Below are 19,900 nucleotides of genomic sequence, written 5' to 3' on the forward strand. Positions count from 1 at the left end.
ATTACACCCCTTGCGCGACATAGCGGGCAATAATGTCGCCCATTTCATCAGTACTGACTGCCGCCGTGCCGCGTGCTAAATCACCGGTACGGACGCCTTCTTCTAACGCCCGGTTAATGGCGTTTTCAATTGCGGTTGCTGCATCACCTGCATCCAGGCTGTAGCGCAGCAGCAGGGCCAGAGAGAGGATCTGCGCAATCGGGTTAGCAATGTTTTTACCTGCGATATCCGGCGCGGAGCCGCCTGCCGGCTCGTACAGGCCAAAGCCCTCTTCGTTCAGGCTTGCCGATGGCAGCATGCCCATGGAGCCGGTAATCATTGCGCATTCGTCCGAGAGAATATCGCCGAACAGGTTGGAGCACAGCAGGACGTCAAACTGGGACGGATCCTTGATCAGCTGCATCGTCGCGTTGTCGATGTACATGTGCGACAGCTCAACGTCAGGGTATTGCTTAGCGACTTCGCTGACGATCTCGCGCCACAAAATGGAAGACTGCAGGACGTTAGCTTTATCAATAGAGGTCACTTTATGGCGGCGTTTGCGCGCAGACTCAAAGGCGATATGGGCGATACGTTCAATTTCGAAGCGGTGATACACTTCGGTGTCGAACGCTTTTTCATGCTGGCCGCTGCCTTCGCGTCCTTTTGGCTGACCGAAATAGATCCCGCCGGTCAGTTCACGCACGCACAGAATGTCGAAACCGTTGGCGGCGATATCGGCGCGCAGCGGGCAGAACTCTTCCAGACCCTGATACAGCTTCGCCGGACGCAGGTTGCTGAACAGCTTGAAATGTTTACGCAGCGGCAGCAGCGCGCCGCGCTCTGGCTGCTCTGCTGGCGGCAGGTGCTCCCATTTCGGGCCACCGACGGAACCAAACAGCACGGCATCGGCATCTTCGCAGCCTTCAACGGTGGCTTTCGGCAATGGCGTACCGTGGTTATCAATCGCAATACCGCCCACGTCGTAGTGGCTGGTGGTGATTTTCATCGCAAAACGCGCGCGAACGGCTTCCAGTACTTTCAGCGCCTGTGCCATCACTTCCGGGCCAATACCGTCGCCCGGTAACACAGCAATATGGTAATTCTTCGACATTACACGGTTTCCTTGTTGTTCTCTTTATTCTGAGCTTTGCGTTGCAACTCTTTTTCGACTTCGGCGGCGCGCCAGATGTTGTTCAGAACATGCACCATCGCTTTTGCGGAGGATTCGACGATATCGGTCGCCAGACCCACGCCATGGAAACGACGGCCATTGTGGGTAACAACAATGTCGACCTGACCCAGTGCATCTTTACCGTGGCCTTTGGCCGTCAGGTCATATTTCACCAGCTCAACGTCGTACTCGGTGACGCGGTTGATTGCCTGGTAGATGGCATCGACAGGGCCGTTACCGTTAGCGGCTTCTGCTTTAATTTCATCACCGCAGGCCAGTTTGACCGAGGCGGTGGCGATGTTGCTGGAGCCGGACTGCACGTTGAAATAATCCAGACGGAAATGCTCTGGCTCTTCCTGCTGCTTGTTAATAAAGGCCAGCGCTTCCAGGTCATAGTCGAACACCTGACCTTTTTTGTCGGCCAGCTTCAGGAACGCGTCGTACAGCTGATCCATGTTGTAATCGCTGTCCTTATAACCCATCTCTTCCATACGGTGTTTTACCGCCGCACGGCCGGAACGGGAGGTCAGGTTCAGCTGCACCTGGTTCAGGCCGATAGATTCCGGGGTCATAATTTCGTAGTTTTCGCGGTTCTTCAGCACGCCGTCCTGGTGAATACCGGAGGAGTGCGCGAAGGCACCGGTACCAACAATTGCTTTGTTGGCCGGAATCGGCATGTTGCAAATCTGGCTGACGGTCTGGCTGGTGCGCCAGATTTCGTTGTGATTGATGCGGGTGTGCACGTCCATAATATCTTTGCGCACTTTGATCGCCATGATCACTTCTTCCAGCGAGCAGTTACCTGCGCGTTCGCCGATACCGTTCATCGCGCCTTCTACCTGACGTGCACCAGCGTGTACCGCGGCGATGGCATTGCCAACGGCCAAGCCCAAATCGTCATGGGTATGAACGGAGATAATCGCTTTATCAATATTCGGTACGCGGTCATACAGACCGGTAATGATATTGGAGAACTCAAACGGCATGGTATAGCCGACGGTGTCCGGAATGTTGATGGTTTTTGCGCCCGCGTTGATCGCGGCTTCCACAACACGCGCCAGATCGTCAATCGGCGTACGGCCTGCATCCTCACAGGAGAATTCAACGTCATCGGTATAGTTGCGTGCGCGCTTTACCATATACACCGCACGTTCAATAACCTCATCCAGCGTGCTGCGCAATTTGGTTGCGATATGCATAGGCGAGGTCGCAATAAAGGTATGAATACGGAAGGCTTCGGCGACCTTCAGCGACTCAGCCGCAACGTCGATGTCTTTCTCTACACAGCGTGCCAGGGCACACACACGGCTGTTTTTGATGGTGCGGGCGATAGTCTGGACGGATTCGAAATCACCCGGAGACGAAACCGGGAAACCGACTTCCATCACGTCGACACCCATACGTTCAAGAGCCAGCGCGATCTGCAGTTTCTCTTTTACACTCAGGCTTGCCTGTAATGCCTGTTCACCGTCACGTAAAGTTGTATCGAAAATAATGACTTGCTGGCTCATGGGTTAGGTCCTTGTCAGTCTTAGGGCGCCTTGCTACGAGCATAAAAAAACCCGCGCAGTGGCGCGGGTTTTTAGTCTTACTGGTGACGATTCAACGCTGAATTTCGCCCGCCAGTCTACCGCGCACAGTGGATGCGTTTAGTAGTAGTAGACCGGTGAAACGAATGGTGCGAATCATGAATCGTGCTCCGTTAAATTCAATATACTTTTAGTGGTACTGGATACGGCCGTTCATGTCAACCCCTAAGGATAAAAACGGCCCCGGCAGGCTGAACACACAGGCTGTCTGCTTTAGCGAATTGTGCTGGTTTTTACTTTTACGACCCGACTAATTGTCTAATTTTGGACTGGGAAAAAGGTTGCAGAAATAAATTAATATAATTCGTTTAAATTGAGCAAAGTACGTTGCCATGAATGCTTTATGCTTAAAGGGTTTTAATATCATTAAGTTGTAAGTTCAGTGAATCATTTTAGACTCTCTAAAAAATGAGCAGAGATAACAGATTGTTAACTTACTGTAGAGCGTCAGTTATAACAGTTTAATAATACTTAAGTCATCATTAACCAAGGGGTAATTGTATATTTGTTTGGTTTATGGTTTCATCTCAATCCTAAAGTTAATCATATCATTTACGTGTTTTTATTTTTCATTCTTTTAGTGTCTTTATATATTCCGAATTTTAAATAATTCTCTTTCGCTGGTCATATTTGCATGATAAATCATATTTTTCGCGATTGTTACAATACGTTGGCAAAGGGAGTGTAGCGTGACAGTGGAGTCTGAAGTGCCAGAAAATAATATTAAACAACCTCAAACTACGGATGGGATTAAACCACAGTTACGCACGGTGGACCTTAATCTTCTGACGGTGTTTGATGCTGTCATGCAGGAACAGAATATCACCCGCGCGGCACAAACGTTGGGGATGTCACAGCCCGCCGTCAGTAATGCCGTCGCCAGACTTAAGGTCATGTTTAACGATGAACTGTTCGTTCGTTACGGGAGGGGGATCCAGCCCACGGCGCGTGCATTCCAGCTATTCGGCTCAATCCGCCAGGCGCTGCAGTTGGTACAAAATGAACTGCCGGGGTCGGGTTTTGAACCATTAAGCAGCGAGCGAGTCTTTCATCTCTGTGTCTGTAGCCCATTAGATAATTATTTAACATCGATTATTTATAATAAAGTTGAAGAGATCGCGCCAAATATCAATCTGGTTTTTAAATCATCCCTCAATCAAAACACAGAACATCAGTTGCGCTATCAGGAGATCGAATTCGTCCTGGGATATGAAGAGTTCCGTCGACCTGAATTTTCCTGCGTACCGCTGTTTAAAGATGAAATGGTTTTGGTCGCCAGTAAAAAACATCCGCGCCTGACTTCTCCGTTACGAGAAAGTGATGTTTATAATGAGCAGCACGCCGTTGTTGCACTCGACAGATATGCATCCTTTAGCCTGCCGTGGTATGACACAGCGGACAAACAGGCGTGTGTGGCCTATCAGGGAATGGCAATGGTCAGCGTATTAAACGTGGTCTCCCAGACGCAGCTGGTGGCGATTGCGCCGCGCTGGCTGGCAGAAGAGTTTTCAGAATCGTTAAATCTGCAAATTCTGCCTCTGCCGCTCAAGCTAAATAGCCGTACCTGTTACCTTTCCTGGCATGAAGCGGCGGGCCGGGATAAAGGGCATCAGTGGATGGAAGAGCTGCTGGTTAGCATCTGTCGCCGATAAACGCATCAGGATAAATCGCATTGGTTTATGTGGTTTATCCTGAGTTTTTTTAGATAATTGCTATTTTATTCTATTGTGATTTTTTTAGGGCTGCTATCCGGTGCGCAAAAATAGATGATTTTCTGCGTTGTCGTGCTTTTCAGCGATGATTAATCATCCCATCCTCTATTCTCAGATGAATTAACCATATCTTCTGTTAACCGCTGCTTTTTCTGCTTTACGCACCGTTTCTCTCCCCGGGTTTGCTAATTGCCTGCCTCATAACGAGCGGTTAAGGTAAAGAACACTCTGCAAAATATAAGATTCGTAAGACGGTGCGGAAATGAGTTCGGCAGTCCGTCTATAACAAAATGCCTGGAGGCAAAGCATGGAGATGTTGTCTGGCGCGGAAATGGTCGTTCGGTCACTGATCGATCAGGGCGTGAAGCAAGTGTTCGGCTACCCTGGCGGCGCGGTCCTTGATATTTATGATGCGCTTCATACGGTAGGGGGCATTGACCATGTTCTGGTTCGTCACGAGCAGGCGGCAGTACACATGGCTGACGGCCTTGCGCGTGCAACGGGTGAAGTGGGAGTAGTCTTAGTCACGTCTGGTCCCGGCGCGACAAACGCTATTACCGGCATTGCCACGGCGTATATGGACTCTATCCCGCTGGTGATCCTCTCCGGGCAGGTGGCGACCTCACTGATTGGCTACGACGCGTTTCAGGAGTGTGACATGGTCGGGATTTCGCGTCCCGTTGTGAAGCACAGCTTCCTGGTCAAGCAAACCGAAGACATCCCTGGCGTGCTGAAAAAAGCCTTCTGGCTGGCGGCAAGCGGGCGTCCGGGACCGGTGGTGGTCGATCTACCCAAAGATATACTGAACCCGGCAAACAAGCTGCCTTATGTCTGGCCGGAATCGGTGAGCATGCGTTCTTACAACCCAACCACGCAGGGTCATAAAGGTCAGATCAAGCGTGCGTTGCAAACGCTTCTGTCAGCCAAAAAGCCGGTCGTCTATGTCGGCGGTGGGGCGATCAATTCTGCCTGTGAAGTTCAGCTTCGTGAACTGATTGAAAAGCTGAACCTTCCTGTTGCGTCATCGCTGATGGGGCTGGGGGCGTTTCCCGCCACCCACCGTCAGGCGCTGGGTATGCTGGGTATGCACGGTACCTATGAAGCCAACATGACGATGCACCATTCTGATGTGATCTTTGCCGTTGGCGTGCGTTTTGACGATCGCACCACTAATAACCTGGCGAAGTATTGCCCGAACGCCACCGTGCTGCACATTGATATCGATCCCACATCCATTTCAAAAACGGTGTCGGCGGATGTGCCGATCGTCGGTGATGCCCGGCAGGTTCTGGAGCAAATGCTGGAGCTGCTGGCCCAGGAGAGTGCAACCCAGCCGCTGGATGAGATCCGCGACTGGTGGCAGCAGATTGAACAGTGGCGTGCGCGCCAGTGTCTGAAATATGACACGCAAAGCGAAAATATTAAGCCGCAGGCGGTCATCGAAGCAGTGTGGCGACTGACGAAGGGTGAAGCGTATGTGACCTCAGACGTGGGTCAGCACCAGATGTTTGCCGCTCTGTATTACCCGTTTGATAAACCGCGACACTGGATCAACTCGGGTGGTTTAGGAACGATGGGCTTTGGTTTGCCCGCCGCGCTGGGCGTGAAGCTGGCGCTGCCAAATGAAACCGTCGTCTGCGTAACCGGGGACGGCAGTATCCAGATGAACATTCAAGAGCTCTCTACCGCGCTGCAGTATGAATTGCCGGTTCTCGTGCTGAACCTGAATAACGGTTACCTCGGTATGGTGAAGCAGTGGCAGGATATGATCTATTCTGGCCGTCATTCACAGTCATATATGAAATCGCTGCCGGATTTTGTTCGTCTTGCTGAAGCTTACGGCCATGTTGGCATGCGGGTGACCGATCCGGCCGAGCTGGAAACGAAGCTCGCAGAAGCGCTTGAGCACGTTAAAAACAAACGCCTCGTCTTTATGGATGTGATTGTTGATGGAACTGAACACGTTTATCCGATGCATATTCGTGGTGGTGGTATGGATGAAATGTGGTTAAGCAAAACGGAGAGAACCTGATATGCGCCGGATATTATCTGTTTTACTGGAAAACGAGTCTGGCGCACTGTCTCGCGTCATCGGGCTCTTTGCGCAGCGCGGCTATAACATTGAAAGCCTGACCGTTGCTCCTACTGAGGACCCAACGCTGTCGCGCATGACGATCCAAACCGTCGGCGACGCCAAGGTGCTTGAGCAGATTGAGAAACAGCTGCATAAGCTGGTCGACGTGCTGCGCGTGAGCGAACTGGGGCAGGGGGCCTACGTTGAACGTGAGGTCATGCTGGTGAAAATTCAGGCCAGCGGCTACGGGCGTGAAGAAGTCAAACGCAATGCGGATATTTTTCGCGGGCAGATTATCGACGTCACGCCTTCTCTTTATACGGTTCAACTGGTCGGGACAAGCGACAAGCTGGATGCCTTCCTGGCGTCCGTGCGGGATGTAGCAAAAATTGTTGAGGTGGCGAGATCGGGTGTAGTGGGTCTGTCACGCGGCGAGAAAATCATGCGTTAGTTGTCAAAAAGGTTCGCCTCTTTCTGCCCGGTCACCAAAGCCGGGCTTTTTTTTGCGTAATCAGCCGACAACGCAGATAAAAGCGGTTGCCGCGGAGGCTTTTCTGCGTTTAGATGTTAAAAGATTTAACCATAACCTTGACAGGGCCATGGACTCTTTTCTTTTTTTAAGGGGCAATTGTGAAACTGGATGAAATCGCCCGGCTAGCCGGCGTGTCACGAACAACGGCCAGCTATGTGATTAACGGTAAAGCAAAGCAGTACCGTGTCAGCGATAAGACCGTTGAAAAAGTTATGGCGGTGGTTCGTGAACATAACTACCATCCGAATGCTGTCGCAGCCGGCCTGCGTGCCGGGCGCACCCGCTCTATTGGTCTGGTGATCCCGGACCTGGAAAACACCAGCTATACCCGTATCGCCAACTATCTTGAACGTCAGGCGCGCCAGCGCGGCTATCAATTGCTGATTGCCTGCTCGGAAGATCAGCCGGATAACGAGATGCGCTGCATTGAGCATCTGCTCCAGCGTCAGGTGGATGCCATTATCGTGTCGACCTCCTTACCGCCAGAGCATCCGTTCTACCAGCGCTGGGCGAACGACTCGTTCCCGATCGTTGCGCTGGATCGCGCGCTGGACCGCGAGCATTTCACAAGCGTAGTGGGTGCCGATCAGGATGACGCAGAAATGCTGGCCGCAGAGCTAAGAACATTCCCGGCGGAAACCGTGCTTTATCTTGGCGCGTTGCCTGAGCTTTCTGTGAGCTTCCTGCGTGAGCAGGGCTTCAGAACTGCCTGGAAAGACGATCCGCGCGAGGTTCACTACCTCTATGCCAACAGCTACGAGCGAGAAGCCGCTGCGCAGCTGTTCGAGAAATGGCTGGAAACGCATCCGATGCCTCAGGCACTGTTCACCACCTCGTTTGCGCTTCTGCAGGGCGTGATGGATGTAACCTTACGTCGCGAAGGTAAACTCCCTTCCGACCTGGCCATCGCCACTTTCGGGGATAACGAGCTTCTCGACTTCCTCCAGTGCCCGGTGCTGGCGGTAGCACAGCGTCACCGTGACGTGGCTGAACGCGTACTGGAGATTGTGCTGGCGAGCCTGGATGAACCCCGTAAACCGAAGCCGGGCCTGACGCGTATCAAACGCAATCTTTACCATCGCGGAATTTTAAGCCGTCATAAATGAAAATGACCGGGGCGGCGAAATCTGCCCCCGTTTTGCCGCAATAATTCGTGTGAATAATTCCCGGAGAGAAATTAGGATAATTCTTGAGGGGTCATAATCATCTAATTTTCTTAATTCGTTTTGGCTTCTAAATTGTTCTTTAAAGAACGTCTGAGCAATTTTGAACAGCTATTTTTGTATTGTTTTGTTACAAACCCTCTCCGGTCGATGAATATTCAGACGTTTTTCCTCCTTCTTTGCCAGCTAACATGGCAACCACCGCGCTTACCGGGTGCCTGAGTGAATCTGGCGCTGTTATCCCCTGAGAATCTGTCATAAAATGCTGCCCGCGTCGCAAACTGACACTTTATATTTATCTGCGATGAAATTGAGTGAGCTTTAACGCTAGTGTGCATATTCGGTTTTTTTCTTACAAATATTCATAACGTTAATTTTGCCTCGCCAGTTGTGCAGTTATTAACCAGGACTGTTTATCTCTGTAAATAGAGGGCTTTCGGGTCCTTACAGGGAGAGTCCTGGCTTGACAAGCTTTTCCCTCGCTCCGTAAACTCCTTTAGGTGGGAATTTGTGGGTTAAAGTGGTGAGGAGGGGTGAGACTGGCATGTTCCGTGGAGCTACGTTAGTCAATCTCGACAGCAAAGGGCGTTTATCGGTACCAACCCGATACCGCGACCAACTGATTGAGAACGCTGCGGGTCAAATGGTTTGCACCATTGACATTAACTCCCCCTGCCTGCTGCTTTACCCCCTGCCTGAATGGGAAATTATTGAGCAAAAGCTGTCGCGACTGTCGAGCATGAACCCGCAGGAACGCCGCGTGCAGCGGTTGTTATTGGGACATGCCAGTGAATGTCAGATGGATAACGCAGGGCGATTACTGATTGCGCCTGTGTTACGGCAACATGCCGGTCTGACCAAAGAAGTGATGCTGGTCGGGCAGTTCAACAAGTTTGAACTGTGGGATGAAACGACCTGGTATCAACAGGTCAAGGAAGATATCGACGCTGAGCAGTCTGATTCCGCGACATTATCGGAACGGCTGCAGGACTTGTCTCTATAAATATGATGGAAAATTATAAACACAAAACGGTGTTACTGGACGAGGCCGTTAACGGCCTGAATATTCGTCCGGATGGCATCTACATTGATGGCACTTTTGGTCGCGGTGGTCACTCGCGTTTGATTCTCTCTCAACTTGGAGAGGAAGGACGTCTGCTGGCAATCGATCGCGATCCGCAGGCGATTGCCGTTGCGCAGACCATCAATGACCCACGTTTTTCCATCGTGCATGGACCTTTCTCTGCGCTCGCGGAATATGTTGCCGAGCGCGGCCTGACGGGAAAGATCGACGGGATTCTTCTCGATCTTGGCGTCTCTTCACCTCAGCTTGATGATGCTGAACGCGGCTTTTCCTTTATGCGCGATGGTCCGCTGGATATGCGAATGGACCCGACGCGCGGTCAGTCTGCCGCCGAATGGTTACAGACCGCAGACGAAGCGGATATTGCATGGGTAATCAAAACCTTCGGCGAAGAGCGCTTTGGCAAACGTATTGCGCGCGCCATCGTTGAGCGCAACCGCATTGAGCCCATGACCCGCACCAAAGAGTTAGCCGAGGTGATCGCGGCGGCGACGCCGGTGAAGGATAAGCACAAACATCCCGCGACCCGTACCTTCCAGGCGGTTCGCATCTGGGTAAACAGTGAACTGGAGGAAATAGAGCTGGCGCTAAAAAGCTCGCTCGACGTGCTGGCCCCGGGTGGGCGGTTATCCATCATCAGCTTCCATTCGCTGGAAGACCGTATTGTGAAACGCTTTATGCGTGAACAAAGCCGCGGTCCACAGGTGCCAGCGGGGCTGCCGATGACGGAAGAACAACTCAGGAAGCTGGGTGGCCGTCAGTTGCGAGCATTAGGCAAGTTGATGCCGGGCGAAGAAGAGGTGGCAGAGAATCCACGCGCCCGTAGTTCAGTGCTGCGTGTTGCAGAGAGGACGAACGCATGATCGGCAGAGTGACAGAGACCCTAAGCAAAGTTAAGGATTCGTTAGGAAGCAACGAGCGCCATGCCTTGCCTGGCGTGATCGGCGACGATCTTTTGCGGTTTGGGAAACTGCCACTCTGTCTGTTCATTTGCATCATTGTTACGGCCGTTACGGTGGTGACCACAGCCCACCATACGCGTTTATTGACTGCGCAACGCGAGCAGATGGTACTGGAACGCGATGCGCTGGATATTGAATGGCGAAATCTGATCCTTGAAGAAAACGCGCTCGGCGATCACAGCCGGGTTGAACGGATCGCAACGGAAAAGCTGCAACTGCAGCATGTTGATCCTTCCCAGGAAAATATCGTAGTACAAAAATAAGGGAAATCGCGACGCATGAAAGCAGCGGCAAAAACGCTTAAACCAAAACGTCAGGAAGAACAGGCCAACTTTATCAGTTGGCGTTTTGCGTTGCTTTGCGGCTGCATTTTACTGGCACTGAGTTTCCTGCTGGGACGCGTGGCCTGGTTGCAAATCATTGCCCCTGACATGCTGGTGCGCCAGGGCGATATGCGATCTCTGCGTGTCCAGGAGGTCTCCACCTCCCGCGGGATGATCACCGACCGCTCAGGCCGTCCGCTGGCGGTGAGCGTGCCGGTGAAAGCCATATGGGCTGACCCGAAAGAGCTGCACGACGCCGGAGGCATTACGCTTGATAACCGCTGGAAGGCGCTTGCGGATGCGCTGAAGATGCCGCTGGACCAGCTGGCCTCACGCGTGAATACGAACCCAAGAGGGCGTTTTATCTATCTGGCACGTCAGGTGAATCCTGACATGGCGGACTACATCAAAAAATTGAAGCTACCGGGGATTCATCTGCGTGAGGAATCACGTCGTTACTATCCATCCGGCGAAGTGACTGCTCACCTCATTGGCTTTACCAACGTCGATAGCCAGGGGATTGAGGGCGTTGAAAAAAGCTTTGATAAATGGCTCACCGGCCAGCCCGGCGAGCGCATTGTGCGTAAAGACCGCTATGGTCGCGTGATCGAAGATATTTCCTCAACGGACAGCCAGGCCGCACACAACCTTGCACTGAGTATTGATGAGCGGTTACAGGCGCTGGTTTACCGCGAACTGAACAATGCCGTGGCTTTCAACAAAGCGGAATCGGGCAGTGCCGTGTTAGTCGATGTCAACACGGGTGAAGTGCTGGCGATGGCCAATAGCCCGTCCTACAACCCTAACAATCTTACCGGTACGCAGAAGGATGTTATGCGTAACCGTACCATCACCGACGTGTTCGAACCGGGTTCGACTGTGAAGCCGATGGTGGTCATGACTGCACTTCAGCGCGGTATCGTCAATGAAAACACCGTACTGAATACCATTCCTTACCGGATTAACGGCCACGAAATCAAAGACGTGGCGCGCTACAGCGAATTGACCCTGACCGGGGTGTTACAGAAGTCGAGTAACGTCGGTGTTTCAAAGCTGGCGTTAGCGATGCCGTCCTCAGCGTTAGTAGAAACTTACTCACGTTTTGGGCTAGGAAAGGCGACCAATTTGGGGTTGGTCGGAGAACGCAGTGGCTTATATCCTCAAAAACAACGGTGGTCTGACATAGAGAGGGCCACCTTCTCTTTCGGCTACGGGCTAATGGTAACTCCCTTACAGTTAGCGCGAGTCTACGCAACGATTGGCAGCTATGGCGTCTATCGCCCGCTGTCTATCACCAAAGTTGATCCACCGGTTCCGGGCGAGCGTATCTTCCCGGAATCCACCGTTCGTACCGTGGTGCATATGATGGAAAGCGTGGCGCTGCCGGGCGGCGGCGGCGTGAAGGCGGCAATCAAAGGCTACCGCATCGCCATTAAAACCGGTACAGCGAAAAAAGTGGGGCCAGACGGCCGCTACATCAACAAATACATTGCCTATACCGCAGGCGTTGCGCCTGCAAGCAATCCGCGTTTTGCGCTGGTGGTCGTGATAAACGATCCGCAGGCGGGTAAATACTACGGCGGCGCCGTCTCCGCGCCTGTGTTCGGGGCCATCATGGGCGGCGTACTGCGCACCATGAACATCGAACCGGATGCGCTGGCGACGGGCGAAAAAAGTGAATTTGTAATTAATCAAGGCGAGGGTACAGGTGGCAGATCGTAATTTGCGCGACCTTCTCGCTCCGTGGGTGCCAAATGCACCGGAGCGAGCACTGCGAGAGATGGTACTGGACAGCCGGGCGGCTGCTTCTGGCGATCTTTTTGTGGCGGTGGTCGGTCATCAGGCGGACGGGCGTCGTTATATCCCGCAGGCGATTGCGCAAGGTGTTGCTGCCATTATTGCTGAGGCCAAAGATGAGGCAACCGACGGTGAGATCCGTGAAATGCACGGCGTGCCGGTTATCTATCTCAGCCAGTTAAACGAGCGTCTTTCCGCACTGGCGGGACGTTTCTATCACGAACCCTCCGACCAGCTGCGTCTGGTTGGCGTGACGGGGACAAACGGAAAAACGACCACCACGCAGTTGATGGCGCAATGGGCCCAGTTACTGGGGGAAACCGGTGCGGTCATGGGCACAGTGGGTAACGGCCTGCTGGGTAAAGTAAGCCCGACGGAAAACACCACCGGCTCTGCGGTTGACGTACAGCACGTGCTTGCTGGTCTGGCAGGGCAGGGGGCAACCTTTGCGGCGATGGAGGTTTCTTCGCACGGTCTGGTTCAGCATCGCGTGGCGGCACTAAAGTTTGCCGCCTCTGTGTTTACCAACCTGAGCCGCGATCATCTTGATTATCATGGTGATATGGAGCATTACGAAGCCGCGAAATGGCTACTCTACTCCACGCACCATTACGGACAAGCCATCATCAACGCCGACGACGAAGTCGGCCGCCGCTGGCTGGCAAACCTGCCGGATGCGGTTGCGGTGTCGATGGAAGATCGTATTAACCCGAACTGCCACGGCCGCTGGCTGAAGGCCGTTGACGTTAACTATCACGACAGCGGGGCGACGATCCGCTTTGCCTCTTCATGGGGGGAAGGCGAAATCGAAAGCCGCCTGATGGGCGCGTTTAACGTCAGTAACCTGCTGCTGGCGCTGGCGACGCTGCTGGCGCTGGGTTATCCGATGGCTGAACTGCTGAAAACCGCCGCGCGTTTGCAGCCGGTTTGCGGTCGTATGGAAGTGTTCAGCGCACCGGGCAAGCCGACCGTCGTCGTCGATTACGCCCACACGCCGGATGCGCTGGAAAAAGCGCTGGAGGCGGCACGCCTGCACTGCACCGGTAAGCTCTGGTGCGTGTTTGGCTGTGGCGGCGATCGCGACAAAGGCAAGCGTCCGCTGATGGGCGCTATTGCGGAACAGTTCGCGGATATCCCGGTTGTCACCGATGACAACCCGCGTACGGAAGAGCCGCGCGCCATCATCAATGACATTCTGGCGGGCATGCTGGACGCGGGCCGTGCTCGCGTCGTGGAAGGTCGTGCGGAAGCCGTGACCAACACCATCATGCAGGCTCAGGAGAATGATGTTGTCCTGCTGGCAGGTAAAGGCCATGAAGATTATCAGATTGTTGGCAATCGCCGTCTGGACTACTCGGACCGCGTAACGGCAGCACGTCTGCTGGGAGTCGTGGCATGATTAGCCTCTCGTTAAGCCAGGCCGCTGAAATTCTGCAGGGTGAGCTGCACGGTCAGGATCTGACCATTGATGCGGTGACGACGGATACCCGCAAAGTGACGGCGGGTTGTCTGTTTGTGGCGCTGAAAGGCGAGCGTTTTGACGCGCACGATTTTGCGGATAATGCCAAAGAAAATGGCGCCGGTGCGCTGCTGGTCAGCCGCAGGCTCGGCACCGACCTGCCGCAGATTGTCGTGAAAGATACGCGTCTTGCATTTGGTGAGCTGGCTGCCTGGGTTCGTCAGCAGGTGCCGACTCGCGTCGTCGCCCTGACCGGATCATCTGGCAAAACGTCCGTGAAAGAGATGACGGCGGCGATCCTCAGCCAGTGCGGAAACACGCTCTATACCGCGGGTAACCTCAATAATGATATCGGCGTGCCGATGACATTACTTCGCCTGACCAAAGAGCATGAATTCGCGGTGATTGAGCTAGGGGCAAACCACCAGGGCGAAATCGCCTGGACCGTAAGCCTGACTCGCCCGGAAGCGGCGCTGGTGAATAACCTGGCGGCTGCGCATCTGGAAGGGTTTGGCTCACTGGCAGGCGTGGCGAAAGCGAAAGGTGAGATCTACACCGGTCTTCCCGCTGACGGCATTGCCATTATGAATGCCGACAACAATGACTGGCTGAACTGGCAGAGCATCATTGGCTCGCGTAAAACCTGGCGCTTCTCGCCGAATGCGGCCAACAGTGATTTTACCGCGACCAATATCCATGTGACGTCCCAGGGTACGGAATTCACGCTTACTACCCCAACGGGTGGCGTAGACGTGCTTTTACCGCTTCCGGGCCGCCATAATATTGCCAATGCCCTTGCGGCGGCGGCGCTGTCGACGGCGGTGGGTGCGTCGCATGAGGCGATTAAAAACGGGCTGGCAAATTTACAAGCCGTGCCGGGGCGCCTGTTCCCAATCCATCTTGCCGAAAACAAACTGCTGTTGGATGACTCCTACAACGCGAACGTTGGCTCAATGACGGCGGCGGTGCAGGTGTTATCTGAAATGCCGGGCTACCGCATCATGGTGGTCGGCGATATGGCAGAGCTGGGCGACGAAAGTGAAGCCTGCCATACCCAGGTCGGTGAAGCGGCGAAAGCGGCGGGGCTGGACTGTGTCCTGAGCGCAGGAAAACTGAGCCAGGCGATTAGCCATGCGAGCGGCGTTGGCGAACATTTTGCCGATAAAGCCGCGTTGATTGAGCGCCTTAAGGCATTAATTACAGAAAAACAAATTGTGACAGTGTTAGTGAAAGGTTCACGTAGTGCCGCCATGGAAGAGGTTGTGCACGCATTACAGGAGAACGGGACATGTTAGTTTGGCTGGCCGAACATTTGGTCAAATATTATTCAGGCTTTAACGTCTTTTCCTATCTGACGTTTCGCGCCATCGTCAGCCTGCTGACTGCGCTGTTCATCTCGCTGTGGATGGGCCCGCGCATGATTGCCCGTCTGCAAAAACTCTCTTTCGGTCAGGTTGTGCGTAACGACGGTCCGGAATCGCACTTCAGCAAACGCGGCACGCCGACCATGGGCGGGATTATGATCCTGACCGCCATCGTCGTTTCCGTGCTGCTGTGGGCATATCCGTCTAACCCGTACGTCTGGTGTGTCCTGACGGTACTGGTGGGGTACGGGATTATCGGTTTTGTGGATGATTACCGCAAAGTCGTGCGCAAAGATACCAAGGGCCTGATTGCCCGCTGGAAATATTTCTGGATGTCGGTCATCGCGCTGGGCGTGGCCTTCGCGTTGTATCTGGCAGGCAAAGACACGCCAGCTACCGAACTGGTCGTGCCGTTCTTTAAGGACGTGATGCCGCAGCTGGGGCTGTTCTACATCCTGCTGGCGTACTTTGTGATCGTCGGTACTGGTAACGCCGTCAACCTCACTGACGGTCTGGATGGCCTGGCCATTATGCCAACCGTCTTTGTGGCCGCCGGTTTTGCACTGGTGGCATGGGCGACCGGTAACATGAACTTTGCGAACTACCTGCACATCCCTTATCTGCGCCATGCGGGTGAGCTGGTGATCGTCTGTACGGCGATTGTCGGCGCGGGGCTGGGCTTCCTGTGGTTCAACACCTATCCGGCGCAGGTCTTTATGGGGGACGTCGGTTCTCTGGCTTTGGGCGGCGCGCTCGGCATCATTGCCGTGCTGCTGCGTCAGGAGTTCCTGCTGGTGATCATGGGCGGCGTGTTTGTGGTTGAGACCCTGTCGGTGATTTTGCAGGTCGGCTCCTTCAAGCTGCGCGGTCAGCGCATCTTCCGTATGGCGCCTATTCACCACCACTATGAACTGAAAGGCTGGCCGGAACCGCGCGTGATTGTGCGCTTCTGGATTATTTCGCTGATGCTGGTGCTGATTGGCCTGGCAACGCTGAAGGTACGTTAATCATGGCAGATTACCAGGGCAAAAAAGTCGTTGTCATCGGGTTGGGCCTCACGGGGCTCTCCTGCGTGGACTTTTTCCTCGCGCGCGGCGTGACGCCACGCGTGATGGATACGCGTGTCTCTCCGCCGGGTCTGGACAAACTGCCGGAACAGGTTGAACGCCACCTTGGTGGTCTGAATGATGACTGGCTGCTGGCAGCCGATCTGATTGTCGCAAGCCCGGGTATGGCGCTGGCGCATCCTTCGCTGAGCGCTGCCGCGGATGCAGGCGTTGAGATTGTCGGCGATATCGAGCTGTTCTGCCGCGAAGCGCAGGCACCCGTTGTCGCGATTACCGGTTCTAACGGCAAAAGCACCGTCACTACCCTGGTCGGTGAGATGGCAAAAGCCGCAGGCATGAACGTAGGGGTAGGCGGCAATATCGGCCTGCCCGCGCTGATGCTGCTGGACAAAGGTTGTGAGCTGTATGTCCTTGAGCTTTCAAGCTTCCAGCTGGAAACAACCTCCAGCCTGCATGCTGCCGCTGCGACGATCCTTAACGTGACCGAAGATCATATGGACAGGTATCCCTTTGGTTTGCAGCAGTATCGTGCCGCCAAGCTGCGCGTTTATGAAAATGCAAAGGTCTGCGTCGTTAACGCTGATGACGCGCTGACCATGCCGGTACGCGGCGCGGACGAGCGCTGCATCAGCTTCGGTATCACGATGGGGGATTACCACCTGAACCGTCAGCTGGGCGAAACCTGGCTGCGCGTGAAAGGTGAGAAAGTGCTGAACGTGAAAGAGATGAAACTGTCTGGTCAGCACAACTATACCAATGCCCTGGCGGCGCTGGCGCTGGCGGATGCGGTAGGTCTTCCGCGCTCTTCCAGCTTGAAGGCGTTGACAACGTTTTCCGGTCTGGCGCACCGTTTCCAGCTGGCGCTGGAGCATAACGGCGTGCGCTGGATTAACGACTCCAAAGCCACCAACGTGGGAAGCACGGAGGCCGCGCTGAACGGCCTGCACGTTGACGGTACTCTGCATTTACTGCTGGGCGGCGACGGTAAATCAGCCGATTTCTCCTCCCTGAAGCCGTATCTCTCCGGAGATAAAATCCGCCTGTACTGCTTTGGCCGTGACGGCAGCGAGCTGGCTGAACTGCGCCCTGACGTTGCGGAGCAAACCGAAACCATGGAACAGGCGATGCGGCTGATTGCCCCTCGCGTGAAGCCTGGCGATATGGTGCTGCTCTCTCCGGCGTGTGCCAGCCTCGATCAATTCAAGAATTTCGAACAGCGTGGCGATGTCTTTACCCGCCTGGCGAAGGAGTTAGGCTGATGCGTTTATCTCTCCCTCGCCTGAAAATGCCGCGTCTGCCAGGGTTTGGGATCCTGGCATGGCTGTTTGCGGCACTCAAAGGCTGGGTGATGGGCTCTCGTCAAAAAGATAACGATAGCCTGATCATGTACGATCGCACGCTGTTCTGGCTCACGATGGGGCTGGCGGCGGTCGGTTTTATCATGGTGACGTCGGCTTCAATGCCCGTCGGCCAGCGCCTTGCGAACGATCCTTTCCTGTTTGCCAAGCGTGATGGCCTGTACATCATTCTTGCGTTCTGTCTGGCGCTGATCACCTTGCGTCTGCCAATGGAGTTCTGGCAGCGGCACAGTACGGCGATGCTGATTGCCTCGATCATCATGTTGTTGATCGTACTGGTGGTGGGGAGCTCCGTTAACGGGGCATCCCGCTGGATCGCCTTTGGCCCGCTGCGAATTCAGCCTGCGGAATTTACCAAGCTCTCCCTGTTCTGCTACCTGGCTAACTACCTGGTGCGTAAAGTGGATGAGGTGCGTAACAACCTGCGCGGCTTCTTAAAACCGATGGGCGTGATTCTGGTGCTGGCGGTGCTACTGCTGGCACAGCCTGACCTCGGTACCGTTGTCGTGCTGTTTGTTACAACTCTGGCCATGCTGTTCCTGGCGGGCGCGAAGCTGTGGCAGTTCATTGCGATTATCGGGATGGGCATTTCGGCGGTTGTGCTGCTGATCCTTGCCGAGCCTTACCGTATTCGCCGTGTGACCTCGTTCTGGAATCCGTGGGAAGACCCGTTCGGCAGCGGTTATCAGCTGACGCAGTCGCTGATGGCTTTTGGCCGCGGTGAAGTCTGGGGCCAGGGGCTGGGTAATTCGGTACAGAAACTGGAGTATTTACCGGAAGCGCATACCGACTTCATCTTCTCCATTATTGCGGAAGAACTGGGTTATATCGGTGTGGTATTAGCGCTATTAATGGTATTCTTCGTCGCTTTCCGCGCCATGTCCATCGGCCGGAAAGCGCTGGAGATCGATCACCGCTTCTCAGGCTTCCTGGCCTGCTCAATTGGTATCTGGTTTAGTTTCCAGGCATTGGTTAACGTCGGGGCCGCAGCGGGTATGCTGCCGACCAAAGGTCTGACGTTGCCGTTGATCAGTTATGGTGGTTCCAGTCTGTTGATTATGTCGACGGCCATCATGCTGTTGTTGCGCATAGATTATGAAACGCGTCTGGAAAAAGCCCAGGCGTTTACACGAGGTTCACGATGAATCAACCGAAGCGGTTAATGGTGATGGCTGGCGGTACCGGCGGACACGTGTTCCCGGGGCTGGCGGTTGCGCACCATTTAATGGATCAGGGCTGGCAGGTACGCTGGCTGGGAACCGCAGACCGCATGGAAGCCGACCTGGTACCGAAGCACGGTATTGAGATCGACTTTATCCGTATTTCTGGCCTTCGTGGTAAAGGCCTCAAGGCAATGCTGCTGGCGCCGGTGCGGATTTTTAACGCCTGGCGTCAGGCGCGCACCATCATGAAGCGCTTTAAGCCTGATGTGGTACTGGGCATGGGCGGCTATGTCTCGGGTCCTGGCGGGCTGGCAGCATGGTCGTTAGGTATTCCCGTCGTGCTGCATGAGCAGAACGGTATTGCCGGTCTGACCAACAAGTGGCTGGCGAAAATCGCCACCAAAGTCATGCAGGCGTTTCCCGGCGCGTTCCCGAAAGCGGACGTGGTCGGTAACCCGGTGCGTGTGGACGTGCTGGCGCTGCCGCTGCCGGACGCTCGCCTGATAGGCCGTGAAGGGCCTGTTCGTGTGCTGGTCGTCGGCGGTTCTCAGGGCGCGCGCATTTTAAACCAGACGATGCCGCAGGTTGCTGCAAAGCTGGGAAATGCCGTAACCATCTGGCATCAGAGCGGTAAGGGCGCTCAGCAAACCGTTGAGCAGGCTTACGCAGACGAAGGTCAGCTGCAGCATAAAGTCACAGAGTTTATCGACGACATGGCGGCAGCATACGCCTGGGCCGATGTCGTCGTTTGTCGCTCAGGGGCGCTGACGGTGAGCGAGATCGCTGCCGCCGGTTTACCTGCCCTTTTTGTGCCGTTCCAGCACAAAGACAGACAGCAGTACTGGAATGCGCTGCCGCTTGAGAAAGCCGGTGCGGCGAAAATTTTTGAGCAGCCACAATTTACCGCCGACGCGGTCGCCACCACCCTGGCGGGCTGGAACAGAGACGTATTGCTGGAGATGGCAGAACGCGCGCGCGCGACCGCTATTCCCGATGCGACGGAACGGGTGGCAAAAGAAGTGAGCCTGGCAGTCCAGGCTTAACCCTCGCAGCGCGTGAAGCGCGGCACGAATTTTTAAGTAGTCGATGGCGTTTAGAGA

At 54.5% G+C, this 19,900-nt stretch carries 17 protein-coding genes; 14 read left to right on the forward strand and 3 right to left on the reverse strand.

What is annotated here, in order from left to right; genetic code table 11:
- Position 1: 1 nt before the first annotated feature.
- The 3 genes from leuB to leuL all read right to left on the reverse strand — a co-directional run bounded on the left by leuB (position 2) and on the right by leuL (position 2,842).
- A complete protein-coding gene (leuB, locus tag ACWHWP_RS03965) occupies positions 2-1,093 on the reverse strand; it encodes a 3-isopropylmalate dehydrogenase (protein ID WP_447855102.1) in 1,092 nt (363 codons plus the stop codon).
- Entirely contained in the window at positions 1,093-2,664 is a 1,572-nt protein-coding gene (gene leuA / locus ACWHWP_RS03970) for a 2-isopropylmalate synthase (RefSeq protein WP_047346342.1), read from the reverse strand. The genes leuB and leuA overlap by 1 nt, the downstream gene beginning before the upstream one ends.
- Before the next feature lie 91 nt (positions 2,665-2,755).
- Positions 2,756-2,842, reverse strand: a complete 87-nt coding sequence (gene leuL, locus ACWHWP_RS03975) for a leu operon leader peptide (RefSeq protein ID WP_071530973.1) — start codon at positions 2,840-2,842, stop codon at positions 2,756-2,758.
- A 607-nt stretch (positions 2,843-3,449) separates the two neighbouring features.
- Here leuL and leuO point away from each other — a divergent pair.
- The 14 genes from leuO to murG all read left to right on the forward strand — a co-directional run bounded on the left by leuO (position 3,450) and on the right by murG (position 19,843).
- Entirely contained in the window at positions 3,450-4,394 is a 945-nt protein-coding gene (gene leuO / locus ACWHWP_RS03980) for a transcriptional regulator LeuO (protein WP_447856626.1), read from the forward strand.
- A gap of 367 nt (positions 4,395-4,761) precedes the next feature.
- Entirely contained in the window at positions 4,762-6,486 is a 1,725-nt protein-coding gene (gene ilvI / locus ACWHWP_RS03985) for an acetolactate synthase 3 large subunit (protein ID WP_447855104.1), read from the forward strand.
- 1 nt (position 6,487) lies between these two features.
- Positions 6,488-6,979 carry an acetolactate synthase small subunit gene (gene ilvN, locus ACWHWP_RS03990; protein ID WP_008501994.1) on the forward strand — a complete coding sequence of 164 codons (492 nt, stop codon included), beginning with the start codon at positions 6,488-6,490 and terminating at the stop codon, positions 6,977-6,979.
- 179 nt (positions 6,980-7,158) lie between these two features.
- Positions 7,159-8,166 (forward strand): catabolite repressor/activator, encoded by a 1,008-nt coding sequence (gene cra, locus ACWHWP_RS03995; protein WP_063429494.1) that lies wholly within the window; start codon positions 7,159-7,161, stop codon positions 8,164-8,166.
- Between the two features lie 601 nt (positions 8,167-8,767).
- Positions 8,768-9,226, forward strand: a complete 459-nt coding sequence (gene mraZ, locus ACWHWP_RS04000) for a division/cell wall cluster transcriptional repressor MraZ (RefSeq protein WP_021240528.1) — start codon at positions 8,768-8,770, stop codon at positions 9,224-9,226.
- Between the two features lie 2 nt (positions 9,227-9,228).
- A complete protein-coding gene (rsmH, locus tag ACWHWP_RS04005) occupies positions 9,229-10,170 on the forward strand; it encodes a 16S rRNA (cytosine(1402)-N(4))-methyltransferase RsmH (protein ID WP_023310390.1) in 942 nt (313 codons plus the stop codon).
- Positions 10,167-10,532: a cell division protein FtsL gene (gene ftsL, locus ACWHWP_RS04010; RefSeq protein ID WP_008501989.1), complete on the forward strand. Its 366-nt coding sequence runs from the start codon at positions 10,167-10,169 to the stop codon at positions 10,530-10,532. Before rsmH ends, ftsL begins: the two co-directional genes overlap by 4 nt.
- A 15-nt stretch (positions 10,533-10,547) precedes the next feature.
- Complete coding sequence (locus ACWHWP_RS04015; protein ID WP_047346345.1) at positions 10,548-12,314, forward strand: peptidoglycan glycosyltransferase FtsI; 1,767 nt, start codon at positions 10,548-10,550, stop codon at positions 12,312-12,314.
- Positions 12,301-13,788, forward strand: a complete 1,488-nt coding sequence (murE, locus tag ACWHWP_RS04020; RefSeq protein ID WP_048339027.1) for a UDP-N-acetylmuramoyl-L-alanyl-D-glutamate--2,6-diaminopimelate ligase — start codon at positions 12,301-12,303, stop codon at positions 13,786-13,788. Before ACWHWP_RS04015 ends, murE begins: the two co-directional genes overlap by 14 nt.
- Positions 13,785-15,143, forward strand: coding sequence for a UDP-N-acetylmuramoyl-tripeptide--D-alanyl-D-alanine ligase (murF, locus tag ACWHWP_RS04025; RefSeq protein WP_447855105.1), 1,359 nt, complete (start codon positions 13,785-13,787; stop codon positions 15,141-15,143). The genes murE and murF overlap by 4 nt, the downstream gene beginning before the upstream one ends.
- Positions 15,137-16,219: a phospho-N-acetylmuramoyl-pentapeptide-transferase gene (gene mraY / locus ACWHWP_RS04030; protein WP_008501985.1), complete on the forward strand. Its 1,083-nt coding sequence runs from the start codon at positions 15,137-15,139 to the stop codon at positions 16,217-16,219. The genes murF and mraY overlap by 7 nt, the downstream gene beginning before the upstream one ends.
- A gap of 2 nt (positions 16,220-16,221) precedes the next feature.
- On the forward strand, positions 16,222-17,538 hold the full coding sequence (murD, locus tag ACWHWP_RS04035) for a UDP-N-acetylmuramoyl-L-alanine--D-glutamate ligase (protein WP_447855106.1): 1,317 nt from the start codon (positions 16,222-16,224) through the stop codon (positions 17,536-17,538).
- Positions 17,538-18,782 carry a cell division protein FtsW gene (ftsW, locus tag ACWHWP_RS04040; RefSeq protein ID WP_047346349.1) on the forward strand — a complete coding sequence of 415 codons (1,245 nt, stop codon included), beginning with the start codon at positions 17,538-17,540 and terminating at the stop codon, positions 18,780-18,782. Before murD ends, ftsW begins: the two co-directional genes overlap by 1 nt.
- Positions 18,779-19,843, forward strand: a complete 1,065-nt coding sequence (murG, locus tag ACWHWP_RS04045; RefSeq protein WP_447855107.1) for an undecaprenyldiphospho-muramoylpentapeptide beta-N-acetylglucosaminyltransferase — start codon at positions 18,779-18,781, stop codon at positions 19,841-19,843. Before ftsW ends, murG begins: the two co-directional genes overlap by 4 nt.
- Positions 19,844-19,900: the final 57 nt, after the last annotated feature.

The organism is Enterobacter sp. WI-ESBL-E8, assembly GCF_053364895.1.